The organism is Mesonia oceanica, from assembly GCF_902499555.1.
GTDB lineage: Bacteria > Bacteroidota > Bacteroidia > Flavobacteriales > Flavobacteriaceae > Mesonia > Mesonia oceanica.
This window is the reverse complement of record NZ_CABVMM010000014.1, coordinates 110057-133095: the sequence shown is the minus strand read 5'-3', so window position 1 is coordinate 133095 and position 23039 is coordinate 110057. Positions and strand designations below refer to the sequence as shown.

The 23039-nt window shown below is 34.6% G+C and carries 21 protein-coding genes; 4 read left to right on the top strand and 17 right to left on the bottom strand.

What is annotated here, in order from left to right; translation table 11 throughout:
* From FVB9532_RS16505 to FVB9532_RS16460, 10 genes are all read right to left on the bottom strand, one after another.
* Nucleotides 1-4737: fibronectin type III domain-containing protein (locus FVB9532_RS16505; protein ID WP_194716571.1), on the bottom strand; the 4737-nt coding region annotated here is incomplete at its 3' end.
* A 155-nt stretch (nt 4738-4892) separates the two neighbouring features.
* Complete coding sequence (locus tag FVB9532_RS16500; protein ID WP_150546288.1) at nt 4893-5708, bottom strand: enoyl-ACP reductase FabI; 816 nt, start codon at nt 5706-5708, stop codon at nt 4893-4895.
* 48 nt (nt 5709-5756) lie between these two features.
* Nucleotides 5757-7409 carry a DNA repair protein RecN gene (gene recN, locus FVB9532_RS16495; protein WP_150546287.1) on the bottom strand — a complete coding sequence of 551 codons (1653 nt, stop codon included), beginning with the start codon at nt 7407-7409 and terminating at the stop codon, nt 5757-5759.
* A gap of 65 nt (nt 7410-7474) precedes the next feature.
* Nucleotides 7475-8359 carry a type IX secretion system protein PorD gene (gene porD / locus FVB9532_RS16490; protein WP_150546286.1) on the bottom strand — a complete coding sequence of 295 codons (885 nt, stop codon included), beginning with the start codon at nt 8357-8359 and terminating at the stop codon, nt 7475-7477.
* Complete coding sequence (gene coaBC / locus FVB9532_RS16485) at nt 8349-9551, bottom strand: bifunctional phosphopantothenoylcysteine decarboxylase/phosphopantothenate--cysteine ligase CoaBC (RefSeq protein ID WP_150546285.1); 1203 nt, start codon at nt 9549-9551, stop codon at nt 8349-8351. Before coaBC ends, porD begins: the two co-directional genes overlap by 11 nt.
* 1 nt (nt 9552) lies before the next feature.
* A complete protein-coding gene (locus FVB9532_RS16480; protein WP_150546284.1) occupies nt 9553-9879 on the bottom strand; it encodes a DNA-directed RNA polymerase subunit omega in 327 nt (108 codons plus the stop codon).
* Between the two features lie 2 nt (nt 9880-9881).
* Nucleotides 9882-10706 (bottom strand): outer membrane protein assembly factor BamD, encoded by an 825-nt coding sequence (locus FVB9532_RS16475; RefSeq protein ID WP_228482376.1) that lies wholly within the window; start codon nt 10704-10706, stop codon nt 9882-9884.
* Between the two features lie 93 nt (nt 10707-10799).
* Entirely contained in the window at nt 10800-11687 is an 888-nt protein-coding gene (gene dapA / locus FVB9532_RS16470) for a 4-hydroxy-tetrahydrodipicolinate synthase (RefSeq protein ID WP_150546282.1), read from the bottom strand.
* Between the two features lie 7 nt (nt 11688-11694).
* On the bottom strand, nt 11695-12192 hold the full coding sequence (locus tag FVB9532_RS16465) for a DUF6913 domain-containing protein (protein WP_150546281.1): 498 nt from the start codon (nt 12190-12192) through the stop codon (nt 11695-11697).
* A gap of 137 nt (nt 12193-12329) precedes the next feature.
* Nucleotides 12330-14198 (bottom strand): M61 family metallopeptidase, encoded by a 1869-nt coding sequence (locus tag FVB9532_RS16460; protein WP_150546280.1) that lies wholly within the window; start codon nt 14196-14198, stop codon nt 12330-12332.
* 151 nt (nt 14199-14349) lie between these two features.
* Here FVB9532_RS16460 and FVB9532_RS16455 point away from each other — a divergent pair, with 151 nt between their 5' ends.
* Together FVB9532_RS16455 and FVB9532_RS16450 are read left to right on the top strand one after the other, a co-directional pair.
* A complete protein-coding gene (locus FVB9532_RS16455) occupies nt 14350-15114 on the top strand; it encodes a 5'-nucleotidase C-terminal domain-containing protein (RefSeq protein WP_150546279.1) in 765 nt (254 codons plus the stop codon).
* A 1-nt stretch (nt 15115) separates the two neighbouring features.
* On the top strand, nt 15116-16027 hold the full coding sequence (locus FVB9532_RS16450) for a bifunctional metallophosphatase/5'-nucleotidase (RefSeq protein WP_150546278.1): 912 nt from the start codon (nt 15116-15118) through the stop codon (nt 16025-16027).
* A 77-nt stretch (nt 16028-16104) separates the two neighbouring features.
* On the opposite strand, the gene FVB9532_RS16445 is transcribed toward FVB9532_RS16450, so the two are convergent.
* The 6 genes from FVB9532_RS16445 to prmC form a co-directional block, all read right to left on the bottom strand.
* The gene (locus FVB9532_RS16445) at nt 16105-16707 is read right to left on the bottom strand and encodes a CDP-alcohol phosphatidyltransferase family protein (RefSeq protein WP_194716570.1); all 603 of its coding nucleotides are present in this window, start codon (nt 16705-16707) and stop codon (nt 16105-16107) included.
* Entirely contained in the window at nt 16704-18698 is a 1995-nt protein-coding gene (gene ligA / locus FVB9532_RS16440; protein ID WP_150546276.1) for an NAD-dependent DNA ligase LigA, read from the bottom strand. The genes FVB9532_RS16445 and ligA overlap by 4 nt, the downstream gene beginning before the upstream one ends.
* A gap of 24 nt (nt 18699-18722) precedes the next feature.
* A complete protein-coding gene (locus tag FVB9532_RS16435) occupies nt 18723-19088 on the bottom strand; it encodes a DUF1304 domain-containing protein (protein ID WP_150546275.1) in 366 nt (121 codons plus the stop codon).
* 116 nt (nt 19089-19204) lie between these two features.
* Nucleotides 19205-19873: a VOC family protein gene (locus FVB9532_RS16430; RefSeq protein WP_150546274.1), complete on the bottom strand. Its 669-nt coding sequence runs from the start codon at nt 19871-19873 to the stop codon at nt 19205-19207.
* The gene (locus FVB9532_RS16425) at nt 19873-20490 is read right to left on the bottom strand and encodes an LOG family protein (RefSeq protein WP_150546273.1); all 618 of its coding nucleotides are present in this window, start codon (nt 20488-20490) and stop codon (nt 19873-19875) included. The genes FVB9532_RS16430 and FVB9532_RS16425 overlap by 1 nt, the downstream gene beginning before the upstream one ends.
* Nucleotides 20491-20668: 178 nt before the next feature.
* Complete coding sequence (gene prmC / locus FVB9532_RS16420; protein ID WP_150546272.1) at nt 20669-21550, bottom strand: peptide chain release factor N(5)-glutamine methyltransferase; 882 nt, start codon at nt 21548-21550, stop codon at nt 20669-20671.
* A 96-nt stretch (nt 21551-21646) separates the two neighbouring features.
* Between prmC and FVB9532_RS16415 the strand changes: the two genes are divergently transcribed.
* A complete protein-coding gene (locus tag FVB9532_RS16415; protein ID WP_150546271.1) occupies nt 21647-22093 on the top strand; it encodes an energy transducer TonB in 447 nt (148 codons plus the stop codon).
* A gap of 2 nt (nt 22094-22095) precedes the next feature.
* On the opposite strand, the gene FVB9532_RS16410 is transcribed toward FVB9532_RS16415, so the two are convergent.
* Complete coding sequence (locus FVB9532_RS16410) at nt 22096-22584, bottom strand: GNAT family N-acetyltransferase (protein ID WP_150546270.1); 489 nt, start codon at nt 22582-22584, stop codon at nt 22096-22098.
* 87 nt (nt 22585-22671) lie between these two features.
* On the opposite strand from FVB9532_RS16410, the gene FVB9532_RS16405 reads away from it, so the two are divergent.
* Nucleotides 22672-23034 carry a hypothetical protein gene (locus tag FVB9532_RS16405; RefSeq protein WP_150546269.1) on the top strand — a complete coding sequence of 121 codons (363 nt, stop codon included), beginning with the start codon at nt 22672-22674 and terminating at the stop codon, nt 23032-23034.
* Nucleotides 23035-23039 lie beyond the last annotated feature (5 nt).

The window sequence follows — 23039 nt, the reverse complement described above, 5'->3', positions numbered from 1 at the left end:
CGGGTTAGGATAATAATTGAATCCTACAAAATTTTCAGTATTAACTCCTAAGAAATCTGTAGTAAAAGACTCTACTGCAGTCCATTCACTCATATTATCTGTATCACAGATTGCTCTAACATACACATCATAAGTAGTTTCAGCATCTAAGCCTATTAAAGTTACACCTAAAACACCATCGTTATCCATCATGGATTCTCCTTCGGTTAAAGGATCAAACCCTGTTTCACCGTAAAGCACTTCCCATTCGTTTACACCTGCATTGTCCATCCAAGTTACCTCTGCTGTAGAATTGGTAACATTGTCTATATCTACTTCTGTTGGAGCTTCACAAGGCTCTTGTAAGGTTGTGAACATTTCTACTACAGTCCATTCGCTCATATTATCGGTATCACAAATGGCTCGTACATATACATCATAGGTGGTTTCTGGAGTTAAATCACTAAGCACAACACCTAAAACACCATCGTTATCCATCATGGATTCTCCTTCTGATGTTGGATCAAAACCAGTTTCACCATACAATACTTCCCATTCAGTTACTCCTGCATTGTCCATCCAAGTTACCTCTGCTGTAGAATCGGTAACATTGTCTATATCTACTTCTGTTGGAGCTTCACAAGGCTCTTGTAAGGTAGTGAACATTTCTACTACAGTCCATTCGCTTGTAGTGGTTTCATTACAAATTGCCCTTACGTAAACATCATAGGTAGTTTCCGGAGTTAAATCACTAAGAATTACTCCTAATTCTTCATTATTGTCAATCACAGATTCTCCTTCTGATGCTGGATCAAAACCAGTTTCACCATACAATACTTCCCACTCAGTCACTCCTGCATTGTCCATCCAAGTTACCTCTGCTGTAGAATCGGTAACATTGTCTATATCTACTTCTGTTGGAGCTTCACATGGTTCAATAACATTAATAGTAAAATCTGCAGTATTTCCATAGGAACCATTATAACATGGGTTAGGAGTAGATTGTCCTGAATCGGCAACCGCTAATCTCAATCTATGGTTTCCAATCATTGTATCTTCAGGAAGAATAAATGAAGCATCAAAGACCTCATTTGAATTACCTTCCGTTTCTCCAGATACTACTAATTCTGATTCTTCAAACTCTAAATTATCATTAAAATCTACCCATACATTATAGTTATAGTCATAACCAAAACCTGTATTTAAATCAACTTCAAAACTAACCATCATACCTTGGGTAACTTCAACCGGAGTATCTGTAAAATCTTCATAGGTGATATCTCCTCCACTAGCAAAAACTGTCGATTGTAATTCTAAAGTAGTAAAACCTGTTCCATCATTAGAGGAAGGCATAGATTCACAGTAATCGGTAGTAAAAGCTACAGGGCCTTCAAGCGAACTCGTATCAAGTACACTACAAATGGCAACTACATAAAACTCATAATCTGTTTCAGGTGTCAATGATGTCAAGGTTTCTTCTGGAGTACCAGTAACATATACGGTTTCTCCATCGGTTTCAGGATCAAATCCTGCTTCCCCATAAATAACAAACCATTCATCTTCTAAATCACCTGCTTCCCAACTCACATCAGCAGAAGTAAAAGTTAATGATTCAACCATTAAATTTATTGGTTTCGGACAAGTAGGTGGTGTCATAAATGATTCTGGACCAACCCATTGACTTTCATCATCAACTCCACAAACAGCTTTGATATAGACATCATACTCCATTTCTGGAGTTAAATCTGAGATTGTTTCTCCTAATTCATCGTTATCTACTATTGTATTCCCTTCCGTTTCTGGGTCAAAACCTACTGCTCCATATATTATTTCCCATTCGGTTTCATCTCCATTAGAAGTCCAGCTAACATCTGCTGTAGTAGTAGTTATATTTTCTATTACCAATTCACTTGGATTAAAGCAACTAACTTCTACAACATTTACTGTATAATCTTCAGCTTGACCAAATCCGGAAGTATTACAAGCATCTGCAACCGAAGTATAATATCTCTTTGTAACCCTCATTCTTGTTTCACCCACTAAAGCATCTTCAGGAACTGTTATTACTGCACTTGCCTGTTGACCATCTTCACCTGTTGAGTTATAAATACTACCTATTTCAAAACGCTCGTCTTCATTATTGAACTCTCCATCTTGATTCCAGTCAAAAAATACTGTAAATAGGTTTGTATAAGGTCCATTTGTATTTCCTTCTGCAGTAATAGTATAGCTATAAGTTTGTCCTAAATCTGTAGTCATATCAAGGAAGTATTCCTGTGCATCTTCATCTGTTGAAGCTGAAGTTACATTTTCAATATCTCCAAAATCTACCAAAGTTATAGGCTCAACCCCACTCGGGAAATTTGTTACACAATAAGGTGTAGAAAATGAAACTGGTCCTGTCCAAATACTTGAAGAACCTTCCCCACAAATAGACTTCACATAAACTTCGTAAGTAGTATCCATATCTAAATCAGATAGTGTAACTCCTAGTACTCCATCATCATCGCTAACAGTAGTACCTTCTGTCTCAGGGTCAAATCCAACTTCTCCATATAGTACTTCCCATTGAGTTTCAGTGTTTCCTTCAGTCCAAGTAATATCTGCCGAATCTGAAGTTATATTTTCAGCCAATACATCTGTTGGTTCTGCACAATCTGGAGCAAATTGAATACTAGCTCCAAATACATTAATAACTCCACTACCAGACTCTTTATATAAATCTACACTTGAAATGACTTTATCATAATTAGAAGGATCTATATTCACTTCCAATTGATAAATTCTAGGGTTTGAAGAATTGCTTGCTGCACTACCATTGGTAACATTAACTCTACCTAATCCTGAAATGATAGTCATATTTGCAGGACCACCATACCAATCTGGTACATCAATACCAGAAAAATCTTGTGTTGAATTATCCTCAAATGTTATCGTTCCTGCAAGCACAGAAGATCCGCTACCAGAAGTAGCCATTATATATAAATTACTAGCAGTTTGACTATTATCAAATGTTAAAGTACCACCATTGCTTTCTCCGGCAGTATCCATTCGTAAAGCATTATTACTACTATAATCTGCCATTTGAAAATTTAATCCATCAATTGGCCCTTCAGATAAATTACCATCTAATGGCAACCCAAACCCAGCAGGATCCTCTGATGGAGAGGATTGATAGTCTACAGAAAGATAGGCATAGCTATCATTATCTACTAGATTAGTAGTTGTAGTTGAAGCCTCTCCTACCCCATTAGCAATAACATCTTCATTAAAACCACCTGTTACTTCCAATGCGTTATAATCACCAAACGTATATGGTCCAACCCAAGTGCTTTCATCATCTACGCCGCAAACAGCTTTTACATAAACATCATACTGCATTTGTGGAGTTAAATCTGTAAGCTCAACCCCTAATGTACCATCGTTATCGTTAACCGTCATCCCTTCTGTCTCAGGATCGAAACCGGTTTCTCCATAAAGAAGTTCCCATTCTGTTTCATCTAAACCTGCCATCCAATATACTTCTGCTGAAGTTGGAGTAACATTTGAAGTATAGATTTCCATTGGATCTGGACAAGAAACAAGAGTCGTGAAATTAAATGGTCCAACATAAGCACTCTCGTCACTTACAGAGCAAATAGATTTAATATACAATTCATACTCTGTGTCTGAAGATAGATCAGTTAAACTTTCTCCTAAAACACCATCATCATCTATAACAGAAGTCCCTTCTGTCTCAGGATCGAAACCGGTTTCTCCATAAAGAAGTTCCCATTCTGTTTCATCTGAACCTGCCGTCCAATCTACTTCTGCTGAAGTTGATGTTACGTCTGAAAAAACAATATCAGTGGGTGCTGGACAGGTTTGAGCTATTCCTCCAAAAATTATATTTGGTACAAAGTTAGAAGCAAAAAAGTTATACCCTGAGGTAGGAGGTGAATTTGGATCTGGATTAGTACTATCACTATAAAAACCTATACTTCTCTGACTACCGGTATCAAAATTATGAAAATCATCAGTTCCATTATCATATTGATCATCATTTTCATCTACTGCCACCATTAGGTTACCTTCTCCTGTGTATTCGAAAGGTGTATCGAAAGTAATTGTAACCCACCCAGGGGTGCCAGCAGTAACAGTTATACCACCATTATAAACCTGAGTTAGATTTGCAACATCTTCCCAATCTTGACTTGAAGAAAAACTACTTTTTGTGGTTTCACCCAAATAAATTGTTAGATCTTGATTATCTTCTAATGCAGAAGTACCACTATAATACCATTGCAAACTCGTGATATTTCCAGAAGCATTTATTTCTGAACTTAAATAAATACTTTGGGTATAAGAGTACCAATAATAAGGCTCAAATGGAGTATGCTGGCTTTCATTTGTTCCATCCCCTATCTGCACTTGATCTTCTACCGCTGCTGCATTCACAGTAATAGTACCTACCATAGAAGGATGCACCTCACAATGGTAATCGTTCACACCTTCTTCTGTAAAGGTATATTGATAGGTGGACCCGGCACCTAGCGTACCGCTATCAAAAGTCTCATTACTTCCTGTATCAGAAGTCACTGAATGTGGAGCTGTATCTGTAAATGTCCAAATAACAGTATCTCCTGCGTCTATTGTTAAGCTCGCGTCTGCAGAACTAATCCCCATAGACCAATCAAGATTATGGGTAGTTTGCGCATTAATCTGCCATAGACAAGACGAGATTAAAAAAGCAATTAAATAATACGTAGTTTTTCTCATAAAATAACATTTTGTTTTTAATATCATTAAATATATAAATATTTTACATTTACGTTAAGTAATTTCTATCAATTCTGATAAATTTTAGACAAAATGCAAAAAAAATCGCCAATTGGCGATTTTTAATATTCTTATGAGTTACTATTATTTATTTTTCACTCTTCCATAAATCTCTCCATAACTTTAGCACTCACTCCCATATTGGAGAATCCACCATCGTGAAAAAGGTTCTGCAAAGTCACTTTTTTAGTCAAATCTGAAAATAAAGTAAGTGTGTAATCTGCACAGTCATCTGCAGAAGCATTTCCTAATGGAGACATTTCATCTGCATATTTTATAAAGCCATCAAAACCTTTTACTCCTTGTCCCGCAGTTGTTGGGGTCGGAGATTGAGAAATTGTATTTACACGTACTTTTTTATCGGTACCAAAGAAATAACCAAAACTTCTAGCGATTGATTCTAAGTAAGCTTTATTATCTGCCATATCATTATAATCCGGGAACACACGCTGCGCTGCCATATAAGTTAATGCAACAATACTTCCCCATTCATTCATCGCATCTTTTTCATAAAGGACTTTCATTGTTTTGTGAAATGAAACTGCAGAAACATCCCAACCTTTCGCTGTCCAATCATAATTTTGGTCAGTATAATGTTTTCCTTTTCTTACATTCACAGACATACCAATAGAATGAAGTACAAAATCTAATTTTCCACCTAAAACTTCTTGAGCTTTTTCAACTAAGTTTTCAAGATCTTCTACTTTTGTAGCATCGGCAGGGATAATCTCAGACCCGGTTTTTTCTGCTAATTCTTTAATAGCTCCCATACGCATAGCTACCGGTGCATTAGTCAATACAAAAGTACCTCCTTGCTCATGTACTTTTTCAGCAGTTTTCCAAGCAATTGAATTTTCATCTAAAGCTCCGAAAATTATTCCTCTCTTTCCTTTTAATAAATTATATGACATGGATTGATTTTTATTTTTTATTTGCGTGTAAATATAATAAAACTTGAACTAGTTCAGCAATTCTTTTGCGTGGGCAATAGCGGAAGCCGACTTATCTTTTCCGCCGAGCATCTCAGCTAACTCCTCTACCCTTGTATCTCCTTTGAGTTCAACGATATTAGTTTTCGTGGTATTTCCTTCCGTTTCTTTGTAAACTTTAAAATGATGATTTCCTTTCGCTGCAATCTGAGGTAAATGGGTAATCGACAATACTTGCATTTCTTTTCCCATATGACTCATAATCACTGCCATTTTCTGGGCAATATCTCCTGAAACCCCGGTATCTATTTCATCAAAAATAATCGTAGGCAATTTACTGTATTTAGCCAAAATGCTTTTTATAGCCAAGGTTATTCTAGAAAGCTCTCCACCGGAAGCCGCTTTTCTCATTTCATTAAAATTACCTCCTTTATTGGCGGCCAACAACCATTGCATTTGGTCTGCCCCATTGTTCGAAAAATCTTCCGTATGCTTCAAATCTACTTTGAGCTGCGCATCGGGCATTCCTACTTGGGTTAATATTTCTTGAACCGATTTAATAAAATGAGGTATAACCTTTTTTCGGTTATTATAAATAGATTTTGCTAATTGCTGGGTTTGCTTTTTAGCCGCTTCTATTTTTTTAGTTAAAGCTGAAATCTCTTCTTCTGCATTTTCTGAAGTAGCTACTTTTTCTTCTAATTCTTGCTGAAGTTGCATTAACTCTTGTTCTGAATCTAAATGGTGCTTTTTCTGAAGGTTATATAATTGTTGAAGTTTATCGTTTACAAAATCTAAGGTTTCGGGATCGGCTTCTACTTTATTTTCCAAGCGTTCAATTTCTACGGCCATATCCTCCACTTCAATCAACACGCTTTCAATACGTTCAGATAGGGATTGATACTGCTCTCCATAATTACGCAAGGCATTTAATCTATTCTTTACTTCCTGTAAATTGAAAATTCCGCCAATTTCTTCTTGCTGTAATTGATGGGCAGCTGCAGAAAGGTTTTCTTTTAATTCTTCAACATTATTCAACTCCTGATATTGCGTTTCCAGTTCTTCTTGGATTCCTTCTTTCAGTTCTGCTTCTCGCAGTTCATTCAACAGGAATAAGTTATAATCGTAAGCCGCAGCAGCCTCCCGCTGTTCTTCTTTGAGTTTTGCTAATTGCTGAAGTAAACGCTGATAGTTTTTATAAGATTTTCGGTATTGCTGAAGTAAATCTTTATGATTTGCCAAAGCATCAATCACCTGAAATTGATAATTCACATCCCCTACAAATAGAGTTTCATGCTGACTGTGAATATCTACCAATTGATTTCCCAACAAGGATAATTTTTGAAGGGTAGCCGGTGTATCGTTGATGAAGGCACGTGATTTACCACTCGGTAAAATCTCTCTTCTAATAATGGTTTGAGGTTCGTAATCTAAATCGTTATTCTCAAAAAGCGATTGTAAATGGTAATTTTCAATCTGAAAAACACCTTCAACCACGCATTTTTTTTCTGGGCTTCTAATAGCACTTAAATCGGCACGCTTCCCTAAAAGCAAGGATAAAGCACCTAATAAAATAGATTTTCCAGCTCCGGTTTCCCCGGTAATAATGGTAAATTGATCTTGAAGCTGAAGATTTACATCTTCAATTAAAGCAAAATTCTTTATAGAAAGTGATGTAAGCAATTCCTTAGTTATTTTTTATGTAAATATACAAGGGAATTTTTGCTTTACATTAAGCAAAAAGGAAATTAATTTTTAATGGTATTCCATTTTTTATTATAAAGCGGAGCAATTCTTTTAAGATCATTCAACACTTCGGTTAAATCTACTTTTGGACCACCACTAAAAATTCGGGTAATTTCATTGTTTTTAGCGTCAAAAAAGCTTCGCATTAAAATGGAATTAGGTCTTGAGTTATTTACCTCCCGAAGCATTTGAATTGCTTCTACAATTTTTTGTTTACCAGCTTTAACGTCTTCATACATTACATCTAAACCTTCCCGATGGTAGATGTATAAAGCTTCCCGATATTTTGAAAAATTATTAGATAAAAAATCTGCATTTAACCGAAAACGCGATTGGTTTCCATCATTAGGTTGCCAACCTTCCGACCTACCTTGCGCTGTATTTACAATTAACTTGGCTTCTTGATGGTAATTTTCGCCGCCCATTGGAGCAAAGGTATCACCATCGATTCCTAAAATAGTATAAAGGTAAAAGCTGATTGTAGAAACTAGATTGGAAGAATAGGTATTGGGATTATAATCCAAAGGTTGAAACTCTGTATAACGAAAGTTAAACTGATTGTCTTTAAAGTTGAAAATTGGCGTTGATGTTGTTGAACCATAAACCGGACGTGAAGCTTGTACCTGAATGGTTGCGGTAAAACTATCTGAAGAATATTGCGATACGTTAATAAAGAAGTTACAATCTATTTTCTCGTAACTCTCCAAATCTTTATCGGTCCAGTTATTTTGATTAATAAGATCTTGAACCGCACCTTCTAAAGTTTTAAAAACAGAAAGTTTAGTCCTTCCGGTCTGTTCTGCATTAACCGTAACGGTAGCATTAAATTCTTGTGCAAAAGTTGCGATGGAAATAAAAAGTAATAAAAAACTAAATTTAATCTTCATAATGGTAAATTACTTCATTTAAAATATCTTTTGCAACTTCTTGCTTTGTTTTTAAACCAAACTCTTTTATTTGGTCAGGATAAATAATTCTTATTTTATTGGTCGACTCTTTAAATCCTGCTCCTTTATCGTTTAAAGAATTCAGTACGATAAAGTCTAAATTTTTACGTTTCAGCTTTCCTTTAGCGTTCTCTACTTCATTTTCGGTTTCTAACGCAAAACCTATTAGAAATTGATCCTTTTTGGCTTCCCCTAAGGAAAGTAAAATGTCTTTTGTTTTTTCTAATTCAATAGAAATTTCAGCAGTATCTTTTTTAATTTTCTGACTGGCTACTTGCCGGGGTCGATAATCTGAAACTGCAGCTGCAGCAATAGCCACATCTACTTCAGCATAAAATGCATGAACTTCTTCATACATTTCTTGCGCACTGGTTACCCGAATAAGTTTTACGTTTTGATGCTTCACTTGTAACGCAGTAGGACCGCTTACTAAAATCACTTCTGCTCCTAAACCAGCAGCTGCTTCAGCAAGTGCATAGCCCATTTTTCCACTAGAATGATTACCAATATAACGTACGGGATCGATCGCTTCGTATGTAGGACCGGCAGTGATTAGTATTTTTTTACGGTAAAGTGGCAACTGAGATTTTAAATCGTTCTCAATAAATTGAATGATTTCGTCAGGTTCTGCCATTCTTCCTTCTCCGCTTAAGCCACTAGCCAATTCACCTGAACCTACCGGAATCATTTTATTTTGAAAACTTTCTAATTGTTGAATGCTCTTTTTGGTAGATGGGTGTTTATACATATCCAAATCCATCGCAGGAGCAAAATAAACCGGACATTTAGCAGAAAGGTAAGTTGCTAAAAGAATATTATCACTATGGCCATTTGCCATTTTAGATAGACTATTGGCAGTTGCCGGGGCAATTAACATGAAATCTGCCCACAAACCTAAGTCTACGTGATTATTCCAGGTTTCTCCTTCTTCATTAGTGAAAGAAGAAATCACTTCATTCTTCGATAAAGTAGAAAGGGTAAGAGGAGTAACAAACTCCTTTGCTTCTGGAGTCATTACTACTCTTACCTCTGCACCGGCTTTTATAAAAAGCCTTACAATATAAGCGGTTTTATAAGCAGCAATACCTGCAGTTACGCCAAGTAAAACTTTTTTACCGCTTAAAACAGACATGTTAGTCTAAATTACTTTTTGTATTTCTAAAGTAGATTTTGTCTTCTAACCACTCTTGTATAGCTAATGACTGTGGTTTAGGCAATCTTTCATAAAACTTAGAAACCTCAATTTGTTCCTTGTTTTCAAAGATTTCATCTAAACTATCATTATAAGTAGCAAACTCATCTAACTTCTCTAACAGTTCTTTTTTAATCTCTGTATTGATTTGAGTTGCTCTTTTAGACACAATAGAAATTGCCTCATAGATATTATCTGTTGGCTTATCTACTAGATTCTTATCGATCGTAGTCGTTGAATCTGGCGCTTTTGTATTTTTTAAATCCATAATTATGAATTAGAATTATTAATATTCTGCAATCTATTTTCTATATCTGTTGAAATCTCTCCTGCCCTCGTTGAAAATTCTCCGTCAGGATAATATTTAAAGTAATCTCCGTAATACTCCTTTGCTTCTTTTAAACGCGCCGGAACTAATTGACGGTAACTATTAATTGCCAATGTATAAGCAGCATCTAATTTATAGAAATAAGCTTTTTCTATATATTTTGACCCTGGATTATCTTCTATAAAATTATTGAAAGCAGCAATTGCAGCTTTATAATCTTCAGTATGATGATATTGCTTGGCAATCTCGTATTGTTTTTTATCTAATTTATCTCGGAGATCACCCACCAATTCATTAGCTTCCCCTATATATTCCCCATCAGGATAACGCGAAATATATTGCTGAAATTTATCAATAGCCTTATGTGTTTCTGTCTGGTCTAAACTATATCTAGGCGAAACTTCATAGTAACTTTCTGCTCCTTTATAATAAGCTTCCTCCGCTTTTTCACTTCTCGGATAAGCTTTGGTAAAACGCTCAAATTGATAACCGGAATCAAAGTAACTTCCCAATTGATAATAGGTATCTGCATAGATATAAGCCAAACGTTCCCCTTGTGGTTTTCCACGGTACTGCGGTACTATTTGATCTAATAACCTAAGTGATTTCTTGAGTTTACCTTTCTTACCTTGTTTTTTCCCTTGGTTATAAAGACTATCGGCCATCACATATTTGGCTTTAATATCGTCTTCTTTCAATACCTTTTGGTATTCGCTACAAGCACCTAAAGATAAAGCAAACAAAAGAACAAAAGTTATATTACGCATTTTTAAAAACATCTTGCAAAAGTACTTTAATATTATGGATTATAAAAATTTCTAAATCTATAATTTAAACTGCCAAAAAGCAGCAATATTTTATCAGCCTTCTTTTTTATTTTGATCTACAAAAGCTGAAATTTTCGAAGTAAGTGCTTTACTCGCTTCTACCAATGGTAAACGAACATAATCTTCTGCCAATTCCAACTTTTTAAATACAGCTTTAATTCCTGCAGGGTTTCCTTCTGCAAAAATTAAATCGATCGCAGGGGCAATTTGATAATGAATTTTATAAGCTTCATCTACTTCCCTGCTCAAACCTAATTGAACCATTTCTGAAAATTGCTTAGGGAAGCCTTCTGCAATCACAGAGATTACACCTGCTCCACCAGCTAAAACCATCGGCAACGTAATCATATCATCCCCGGAGATCACTAAAAAATCATCAGGAGTTTGAGCTATCATTTCCATGGCTTGAACCATATTTCCAGCAGCTTCCTTAATCCCTATAATATTTTCACAATCATTAGCTAATCTTGCTACGGTTGCCGGCAACATATTAGAACCGGTCCTTCCCGGAACGTTATATAAAATGACGGGCAAAGTTGAAGCTTGTGACACTTTTTTAAAATGTTGGTAAATTCCTTCCTGTGTTGGTTTCACATAATATGGTGAAACTGAAAGTATAGCATCAAAACCTTTTAAGTTTTCGGTTTTAATTTGCTCTGTTACGGCTTGGGTATTATTACCTCCTATTCCCAAAACCAATGGCAAAGCGCCGTTATTTTCTTTAACAATTGTTTCTTTAACCAGCTCCTTTTCTTCCTTGGTAAGGGTAGCATATTCTCCTGTAGTTCCTAAAACCACAATATAATTTATTCCATTTTCTTTTTGAAAACGCACAAGTCTTTTTAAAGCTTCTACATCTACAGAGTGATCTTCTTTAAATGGAGTTATTAAAGCCACTCCCGTTCCTACAAACTTCCTCATGGTTACTTTACTGGTTTATAATTGATAAGTATTTTTTAACTTCTGAAGTAAACAAACTCACTTCTTCCGGTTTTACGTTTATTTCTAAATCATTCAATTGCTTCTCTTCTAAACTAAATCCTGTTTTTAGTTTTGCTGAAGTACTTCCACTTAAAATAAACAATTCAGGTTTTACTTCTTTAAAATAATTAATTAACAGATCAAATTCTTGCTGTTGAAATTCATTCGCTGCTGTTTCCGGTTTAAAAGAGGCTTTCCAAGCTAAATCTTTCTTTTTAACTACCTTTTCGCCTTCAATTTCCTTTTCAGAAAGGATAATATAGCTTACTGAACCTGAAAAAGACTGAAAAGCTTTTTTTAAATCTTCAAGCTGAAGGTTTTGCAACACTTCAGCATCTATAATCACTCCAATATTCTGCATTGTTTTTATAGCTTTTGGCCTACGTGACAGAAGCTTTTCTTCAACCACTTTTTTTGCAGAATTAATTTTTAATTTTTGAAGCATGAATAGTTTTGTTAAAGCCGCACAAATGTAAGCTTTATCTAAGAATTTTTTAAAATTTAAAAGAAGAGAAATTGACAAACTATAAACAAAAAAAGCTGTCTAAGTTGTAGACAGCTTTTTGTTTGAAAACTTACTTTTTACTTATCTAACCAAGCTCTTCTAAGTTGCACTCTAGGATCACTTTCTGGCAATTCCATTTCGGTAAGTTTGGTTTCTTTATCGGTGGGTGTCTTAAAAATGGTCTCCAACGTCATTTCTTCTCCATCACGCTCTACTACCATAATCACCTCATCACCTTCTTTCCAAGATCGAGATCCCATAATTAAAGCATAAACATTCTCTATATTATATTCTTGACCATTAATAGATTTAATAACATCTTTAGGTTCTGCCCCCAATTCTTCTAAGAAAGAGTTAAGAGCAATGCCTTCTCTGAAGAATAATTCTTTGGTTTGTGGATTACCGTCAATGTAAGGCTGTTGACCTTTTAAGAAAACACCGGTCTGTACTTCAGATTCTTTTTCCTCTACACCTACTTTTGCAAAAAACTCAGCGTAAGGAATCGGCGTTGTTCCGGTAACGTATGTATCGAAGAATGTTTGAATTTCAGGATAAGTTAACTCTACAATTGCAGGGATTAATTCTTCATCATCAAACGGCTTATCTTTTCCGTATTTATCACTTAATTTTTTCATTAAGTCTAAAATCCCCATTTTACCATTACTCAATTCACGTAAACGAATATCTAAACACATCCCTATCAACGCACCTTTTTGGTACACATTGTAATAACTATCTTCATATTCTTCCTCTAAAATATTCTCACTCATTACGGTAAAAGACATCGTATCGTCAAACTGCTTAGAACTAGCAATTTTTTCAGCCATACGATCGTAAAAATCCTGATGATCGATCAAGCCTTCTTTCACCTGAAATAAATTGGCAAAATATTCAGTTACCCCTTCATACATCCAAAGATGCTGAGACATTTCCGGATCGTTATAATCAAAATAATGAACTTCATTAGAATGAACGCTTAACGGAGTAATAATATGGAAAAACTCATGAGAAACTACATCTTTCATCGATTCGTTTAAACGTTCTAATGGCATTGATTCTGGTAAAACAACCGTAGTAGAAGTGTGGTGTTCTAAAGCTCCAAAACCTTTTGCATCTTGCCCATTCACATTAGACAAATAAAGTAACACAGAATATACATCGGTATTATTAATATCTCCTAAAAAGTCTTTTTGCGCTTTCATCATTTCTTTTAGTTTTGGCGCAATGTCTTTAACGGAATAAGTATTATTAGGGGAATATACCTGCAATTTCACTTTCATCCCTTCCAATTGGAAACTTGTAGTATCTGGCTTTGAATACATAATAGGATGATCGGTCACCTGAAAATAACGATCTACGTTAAATTGATCGGTTTCATAATCTGCACCATCTTCAGAAGCTACTGCAATTTTCTTTAAAGAAGTTCCTCCATATAAATCTTTAGGATGCTTGATTAGTAATTGGTATGGTTTTTCAGACATTCCTTTAAAATAACCTACAAACCCGTGTAAATTCAACATAAAATTTTCATCAGCTGCAATATTGGTTCCTGCCGGAGAGAAAACCCCTTCTTCACCTTCAATATCATAAGAATCGTTTACCCAATAGGTTACTTTATCTAATTCTTTTGCATTGTCAATTTTCCATGAATTATCATCGATTCTAGTAACCTTTAACTCATTCCCATTATAATCAATCGCTTTTAAATCTTCTACAAATTGTCCGTAATTATCAGTAGAATATGTACCTGGTACAGTTTTCGGAATGTAAAAGGTAGTTTCCTCGGTAGTAAATTTACCGGGATCTACGCTTACCATGACTTTGTCGTCATTTACATTTACCAAATCTAAATTGGCAACTACTAAATCTTTGTCGGCGTTTTGCTGCGTAGATTTACAACCTATTAAAGTTGCTACCAACGCAACAGCATAAATTATTCTTTTCATCAATTAAATTATTTTACACATAAGACTGCAAACATGCCAAAAAGTTACATCACAACTCAAAATTTTAAACATTAAGCTAGCGTTAGCTTTTTGGGTTTTACTTAATTCGTATGATTTCTCTTCTTATCTTTGTCTTTAAATTTATTTTTTAATGAAAAAGATTGCTTTTTTCCTAACGATATATTCCTTCATTTTCTTTCAGTCTTGCAAAGAACAACCGCTAAAGGTTTCTAGAATTGAAGGAGAAGAAATTAAAATAACAGATTCTATTGCTTCCAATAAAGAATTAAATGAATTTATTGCGCCTTATGCTAATCATATTGAAAAAGAAATGAGCGCAATACTCGCCTATGCTCCAAAAGCATTAGCTAAGTCTGATTCAAAATACAATACTGCTATCGGAAATATGGAAGCTGATGCAGTCATGGAAATGCTTCAACCCATTTTCTTTTCACGAACCGAAGATAGCATAGACGGAGTTTTATTGAATTACGGCGGAATACGTTCAACCATCAACCAAGGTAACGTGACTACTAAAACCGCATACAATATTATGCCCTTTGAAAATGAAGCAGTCGTCGTTCGTTTATCTGCAGAAGCCATGCAAGAATTGTTTAATTATTTAGCTAAAAATCAAACTGCTCATCCTATCTCAGGAATGCAATTGATTTTAAACAAAAATGGAAGCATTGAGAGAAATTTAGTGCAAGGAAAGCCTTTAGAAAAAGATCATTTCTACTACATTGCCACCAACGATTACTTACAAAAAGGTGGTGATCATATGGATTTTTTAGCAAAAGCAGATACTGTAATGCAGATGAATTACAAATTAAGAAATCTATTTATCGATTATTTTAAAAAGAAAGATACCATTGCACCGGTAACAGATGAACGTTTTATAAAATTGGAAAAGTAAGATGAAAAGAAAAACTTTTATACAAAACACAGCGGCAGCCGGAATTTTCACAGGAATTGGCGGATTGGGATTGCTATCTTCTTCTTTTAAAGCACCTGCAAAGCATATTACCATTTTACATACCAACGATGTACATAGTCACATTGAACCTTTTCCGGCAGACGACGCTAAATACCCAAATTTAGGAGGAATTTCCCGTCGCTACAGCTTAATCGAAAACATTAGAAAAGAAAACCCGAATACGCTTTTATTAGATGCCGGAGATATTTTTCAAGGAACGCCATTTTTCAATTTTTACGGAGGTGAAATTGAATTCAAATTGATGAGCAAGCTAAAATACGATGCTGCAACTTTAGGGAATCACGATTTTGATAATGGCATCGATGGTTTTAACGCGCAATTACCCAATGCAGATTTTAGTTTTATTAGTTCTAACTACGATTTTTCAAACACAATCCTTGACGGAAAAGTAAAAGATTACCAAGTCTTTACTAAAGACGGAGTAAAAATTGGCGTTTTTGGTTTAGGGATCGAACTCGATGGATTGGTAAGCAAGAAAAACTATAAGGAAACGCAATATCTAAATCCGGTTGAAATTGCCCAAGAAATGACAAAAAAACTAAAGCAAGAAGAAAAATGTGATTTAGTAATTTGTCTTTCTCACTTGGGTTATCATTATGATTCAGATAAAATAGACGATCTCAAATTAGCTTCACAAACCAAAGACATTGATTTAATTATCGGTGGGCATACGCATACATTTTTACCCAAGCCAACAGTAACTAAAAACTTGGAAGGAAAGAAAGTATTAGTAAATCAGACCGGTTGGGCAGGTGTAAATTTAGGCCGAATTGATTTCTATTTAGACCAAGAAAATAATATTTCAGCTGAAGGCGCAGCAATTGAAGTTTAATTTCTACCAATACAGAAATTTTTTATGTTCAATTAATGCCAACTCGAGTGGAGTCGAGATCTTAAACAGAAAAGAAACTATCCGTTAAAAAGTTTATTCCTTTTAATTTCTTCTCCTCTGTTTAATTTAGAAACTGAAAATATCGAAGGAACATCGGTTACCCATTGTTTTAATCTTAGAGTAATTAATAAAATTTCTATTCGGGAAATAATCCCTAAAACCACACAAAAGATAAACGGGTAAAAACTTTGATTATGTAGAACAAGGTCTATTAAAAAAATTAAAAGTGAGATTGTCCAGAATTTTGCCAAAATCGAATGAGTTGCAATTGTTCTTCTAAATTTAAAGTAACTAACGATGTAAGTTGACAATTCCAAAAAAACAATAATACCAATCCATAGTATTTCAGACAAGATAAACTCTTTGCTATTATAGAAAACACTTACAATAGTAACCAACCAAAAAAATTGATCTACATTAGAATCTAAAACTCTCAATCTTTCTGAAGAAACCCCTATTTGCCTAGCGATGATTCCATCGAAAACATCGGTCAAGATTGCTAAAACCATAAGCCCAACAACCCAATTATCACATCCTACAAAAGAAAAAGAAAGAAGTAAAACAATAAGTATTGCAAATACAATTCGACTATAAATTAAAATGTAAGGAATTTGCTTCACTCCACCATCGCTAAAAATTCATCTTCAGAAATAATTGTAGTACCTACTTTTTCCGCTTTCGCAAGTTTACTTGGCCCCATATTTTCTCCAGCAACCAAATAATTGGTTTTTGCTGAAATTGATCCGGTTACTTTCCCACCATTAGCCTCTATCATTTTCTTTAATTCTGAACGAGAGACTTTCTCAAAAACCCCAGAAATCACAAAGGTATTTCCATTTAATTTATCGGTTTGCCCAGCTAATTCTTCCTCAGAAATCGCTAATTGCAATCCGTGAACTTTTAATCGGTTTACAATCGTTCTATTTTCTTCTACTGCGAAAAAATCAACTACACTTTCTGCAATCTTCTCCCCTATTTCATCTACACTAACCAACTCTTCTTGAGAAGCGGTTTCAATAGCTTCAATATTCTTGTAATGCTTCGCTAGTTTTTTCCCTACGGTTTCTCCCACATAGCGAATTCCCAATGCAAATAAAACCCGCTCAAAAGGAACTTCTTTCGATTGCTCAATTCCTTTAATTAAATTTTCTGCAGATTTTTCCGCCATCCGTTCCAAAGGAAGAACCTGCTCTTTCTTCAATTCATATAAATCGGCATAATTCTCAATTAAATTCTCCCGAACCAATAATGCTACTGTTTCTCCACCTAAACCTTCAATATCCATTGCTTTTCTGGAAATAAAATGCTGAATTCTTCCAATAATCTGTGGCGGACAACCATTATAATTTGGGCAATAATGTTGAGCTTCACCTTCTTTTCTAACTAATTCTGTACCACATTCAGGGCATTCAGAAATATAAGAAGTAGGGTTAGAATCAGGATTTCGTTTGGTAAAATCGACAGCAACAATCTTCGGAATAATTTCTCCACCTTTTTCCACAAAAACCTCATCACCTTCCCGAACATCTAGTTTTTCAATTTGATCGGCATTATGCAAAGAAGCTCGTTTTACAATAGTTCCCGCCAATTGTACGGGTTCTAAATTAGCGACCGGTGTAATCGCTCCGGTTCTTCCTACTTGATAGGTAATTTGATGAAGCTTGGTAGAAACTTGTTCTGCTTTAAATTTATAGGCCATTGCCCAACGTGGAGATTTGGCAGTAAAGCCTAATTCTTCTTGTTGGTTTAAGTTATTCACCTTAATCACTACACCGTCGGTTTCGTAAGGCAAATCATGACGATGTTCATCCCAATGTTCTAAAAATGCCATTACAGCATCGGTGCTCCTTGCCAATTCTGCTTCTTTTGGAACTTTAAAGCCCCAATCACGTGCTTTTTGTAATCCTTCAAATTGTGTTGAAAAAGGTAAATTCTCCCCCACAATACTATACAACAAACAGTCTAACGGACGTTTGGATACTTCCGAGCTATCTTGTAATTTTAAACTTCCGGAAGCTGTATTTCGTGGATTCGCATAAGGTTCTTCACCATTTTCTACCCGCTCCGCATTCATTTTAGCAAAACCTTCATACGGCAAGACAATTTCTCCACGGATATCAAACTTATCGGGATAATCACCTTTTAATTTTAAAGGAACTGAACGAATGGTTTTTATATTATGGGTAACATCATCTCCTTGAATTCCATCTCCACGTGTAACGGCACGAACCAGTTCTCCGTTTTCGTAGGTTAAACTGATGGAAGCGCCATCATATTTTAATTCGCAGGTATATGCTACTTCTCCTTCTACGAGTTTTTTGATGCGAACTTCCCAATCTTCCAATTCTTCTTTGGAATAAGAATTAGAAAGCGAATACATACGATGTTCATGAACAACCGTTGCAAAGTTTTTGGTAACTTGCCCTCCAACGCGAAGTGTTGGCGAATTGGGATCATGAAATTCAGGATGTTTTTCTTCGAGTTCCTGTAGTTCTTTCAACTTCATATCAAAATCATAATCTGATATTTGCGGTTGATCCAAAACGTAGTAATTGTAATTATGTTGACGTAATTCTTCGCGAAGTGCGTTTATTTTTTGTTCGGTGTTCATGTATGCTATAATTGGAATGCTAATTTAAAAATTAATGACAATTAATAGAATGGTCATTAAAGCAGGTAAGGCTTGTATGTAGAAAATTTTCTTGTCTGCGGTTAATGAACCATAAATCCCAGCAATGAGCACACAACCTAAGAAAAAGAGGGAAATATTACGTTGCCAAGGTTCATTTTCAATAAAAAAAGACCAAATTAACCCCGCTGCTAAAAATCCGTTATAAAGTCCTTGATTGGCAGCCATGGCTTTTGTTGCCGGAAATAGGTCTTTAGGAAATTTTTTAAAAACTTTTGGCCCTTTCGACTCCCAAGCAAACATTTCAAACCATAAAATGTAAAGATGAAAAAAGGCTATAAAACCGATAAGGATGCTAATAATTATTTCCATTAGTTATTTTTATTTGTGATCATTTCACCTTTTGAGATAATCTCTTGAATAAACACTTCGACTCCGCTCAGTGTGAAAATAAATGTGATAACAACCTCATGGTAAATTACCAGCAATTATTTAATTTTCAACAGCTTATTATTTTCAAATCGAAGCATAAAATCTTTTTCGTTATGCTGAATGGCTATTTGAAAATCTGCCACGTAAGCTTTATCATTAGAGGGGAACCAGTCTTTTTCTTGACGGTTAATGGTGATTAACAAACCTAGGTCGTCCCCAACTGCACAAAAACGGGTTTGATCGCCATCATACCTTCCCAATCCAATTTCTTGTTGAAGATAAGTAAATTTCTCGTTTACATCTTCGGTCACCAAACCAACTTCTGCAATTCCTAAAATTTGTTCAGCATCAAAGTTTTTTTCTGTTTTTGGGAACAAATCCTTACGAGAAATAAATTCCACAATATTTTTATTTTCATCATAAAAATAAAGAGACCTCGCGTTCCATGCTGGAAATTCAATAATAGGATTTCCTTCAAAAGTCAAACATTCAACCTTATCACTTAACCAGTGTTGAGCTTGTTCAATTTTATTGGGCATGATATGAAAAGCTATATGATAAGGTTTTGCTGTTGATTTTTCTTCTATAAAAATTTCAGAAAAACCTAACAGAACTTGAATCATATTGGTACCTATTTGCCTTACCGGAAGTTCTAAAACTTCTGCATAAAACCTCTTTTGTTCCTGTAAATTTTTAGTGTAAATATGAAGTTGCTTAATCTTCATTAAGTTTGTTCTTTACTGGTTAACCATTTTGTTTCCACATTCGATTCATAGTTATGCATTTTATCCAACAAAATTTCAATCGAATCGGACACTAAAATCAATTCTAAATTCTCTTTTTTCAACAAGCCTTTGGTTACCATATTATTGAACATCATTAGCAAATCGTTGTAATAACCTTCGGTATTTAATACTCCAATTGGTTTTTGATGTAAACCTAATTGACCCCAGGTAACGATCTCGAAAAATTCTTCAAATGTCCCAAAGCCACCGGGAAGCATAATAAAACCGTCACTCATTTCGTGCATCTTTAGTTTACGCTCGTGCATGTCTTGCACAGTAATAAGCTCAGTGAGTTCCCGATGAACAATCTCTTTGGTTTTTAAAAATTCAGGAATCACGCCAAAGGCAAGTCCATCGTTTTCCAAAGTACCCTTGGCCACTTGTCCCATCAACCCGAGTTTACTTCCACCGTAAACCAAATCTATATTTTTACCGGCCAGCGTACGTCCCAATTCATATGCTTGGCTATAAATAAATTCATCATTGCTATCGCTACTACCGCAAAAAACCGCAATGCTTTTGATAAAATTGGGAGAAGATTTTTTTGTTGAATTCATATTGGATTAGTTTTTTACCCTTCTGTCTTTTTCAAATCAATTTAAAAAATCAACCTTCCCTAATTAAGAAAGGAATCTAATTTAACTGACTCCGTATAACAGAAAAGCAATTTATCTTAAACTTGCTAAAAAATTTCTAATTTGAATGTTTCAAGCACGCTCCATTTATATTATTTTCTTACCGTAATGATGCGCTACACATTCTATTTTTACCAAAAATATCCTTTTTCAGTTCAATTTCCTTATAGCCGAAACCTTTTAACAAAGATTTCATTTCTTCAGGTAAGTATTCATTGATTTCAAAGTATAAAGTCCCGTTTTCGGTCAAAGCCTCTTTGGCTAATTGGGCTATTTTTCGGTAGAAAATTAACGGGTTTTCATTTTCAACAAACAATGCCAAATCCGGTTCAAAATCAAGCACATTTTGATGCATCATTTCTTTTTCCAAAATTCGAACATAAGGCGGATTGGAAACAATCACATCATACTTTTCAGGCAAACTTTCAGTAGTTAAAATGTCTTGTTGAATAAAATTAACTTCTACTTCATTAAGTTCAGCATTTCTTTGAGCCATCTGTAAAGCTTCTTTAGAAACATCTATTGAACTGATTTTTGCATACGGAAGTTCCTTAGCCAAACTTATAGGAATACAGCCGCTTCCTGTACCAATGTCTAGAATAGTAATTTTAGAGTTGAGTGGTTTGTGGTGAGAATTCTCTTGATTCTTATTTTTTACATCTTCAATGATCCAAGCGACTAATTCTTCAGTCTCCGGACGTGGAATTAAGGTATGTTGATTTACTTGAAACGGATAACCAAAAAACTCGGTATTTCCTAAAATATATTGAATAGGTTCCTGCTGAAGTAATCGCCCTAAAGCTTTCTGAAACTGCTCAAGTTGTTCTTCATTTATTTCCAATTCTGGTTCCAAGGCTAACTGAATTCTCTTTTTCTCCAAATAAGCTTCGGTTAACAAATAGAAGAACGATTCCACTTCTGTCTCTGGAAACAGTGGAAGCAGTTTTCTAAAAAATTCAGCTTTAAATTCTTTTAGTTTCAAGGTTTCAATATTTAAACAGTAAAACTAATAAACTATAAATTCAATTAAAGTTGATTGGAAAAAAACTTATTATATTGCCAGTAAATTAATTCTCCTATGAAAAATATAATTACATTTTTTTTAGTTTTATGTTCCTTATTATGTTATTCTCAAACAGAAAACCAAGAAGACATTTTAAATGAAAATAACGAAGCGCCTTTTGCTAAAATAGAAGAAGTCCCTATATATCCTGGTTGTGAAAACGCTTCATCAAATAAAGAGAAAAAAGCTTGCATGTCTGAAATGATTAAATTATTTGTATCGGAAAAATTTAATTTAAAAATTTCAAAAAAATACGGTAAAAAAGGAATTAACCGTCTTTACACTAGATTTAAAATTGATGAAGATGGAAAAGTAGTTGATATTGAAGCTCGTGGAGATCATCCTAGACTAGAAAAAGAAGCCTTAAGAATCCTAAAGAAATTACCTAAAATGAAACCCGGTAAAGTTGACGGAAAACCAGTTGGGGTTTTATACGCTTTACCTATTGTATTTAAAATTTAAAGCTAAGACAATTCTTTCAACATCCAAACATCACAAGAGTAATGACCTGTACTTCCCATTCGGTGGTTAATTTCTTTAAACCCTGTACGTTTGTACAATTTCTGAGCAGCTTTCATATAAGGTAAAGTTTCTAAGTAACATTGCGTAAACTTTTGTTCTCTGGCAAAAGCTAAACAAACCTTCATCATCTCTTTTCCTAAACCTCTGCCACGAGCTTCCGCAGAAAAATACATTTTCTGTAATTCACATATATGTTCTTTTTCTCCAGCTAAAGGAGCAATACCGGCACTTCCAATAATTTTACCCGCCTCTTCTACCACAAAATAAGCAGAACGTTCTTCGGCATAAGCTTCAAACATTTTATCTAAAGTTTTGTCTTCGTAAGCCGTTCCTACTTTTGGCGCACCAGATTCAACTAAAACCTCACGAATCATCTGCGCTACATATGGATTATCTTTTTGTTGAATACGACGTATAATAAGTTGCTTCATTGTAAATTTTTCATGCTATTTTTGATTTGCAAAGGTGCCTATTATTTTCATTTTTTCCGGCAAAGTAATATATCAAATACCAAGACAATGGAAGAAAACAAAATTAAAGACAAAGAAATTCTAAAAAATGTAATAGAAGCGCTACATACCAATCCAAAAAGATTATCAGAAGATCTAGGCTATAAAAGCCACAACTCCATCTATAATATCACCACGGATACGGGAACTGGTAAAATCACTCCTAATCTTGCTGAGAGGTTGATTAATAAATTTCCTGACTTAAGAGCTGAATATCTATATACTGGTAAAGGAGAAATTTTTATTGATAAAAAAGATGATAATATAGACAGCAAAACTTTAGATAGCCTTAGAGAAATACCTGATTTACTCAGAGAAAATAACTACTTATTAAAAAAATTGATTTTTCTAATAGAAAATAAAAATTTCTGAAAAAT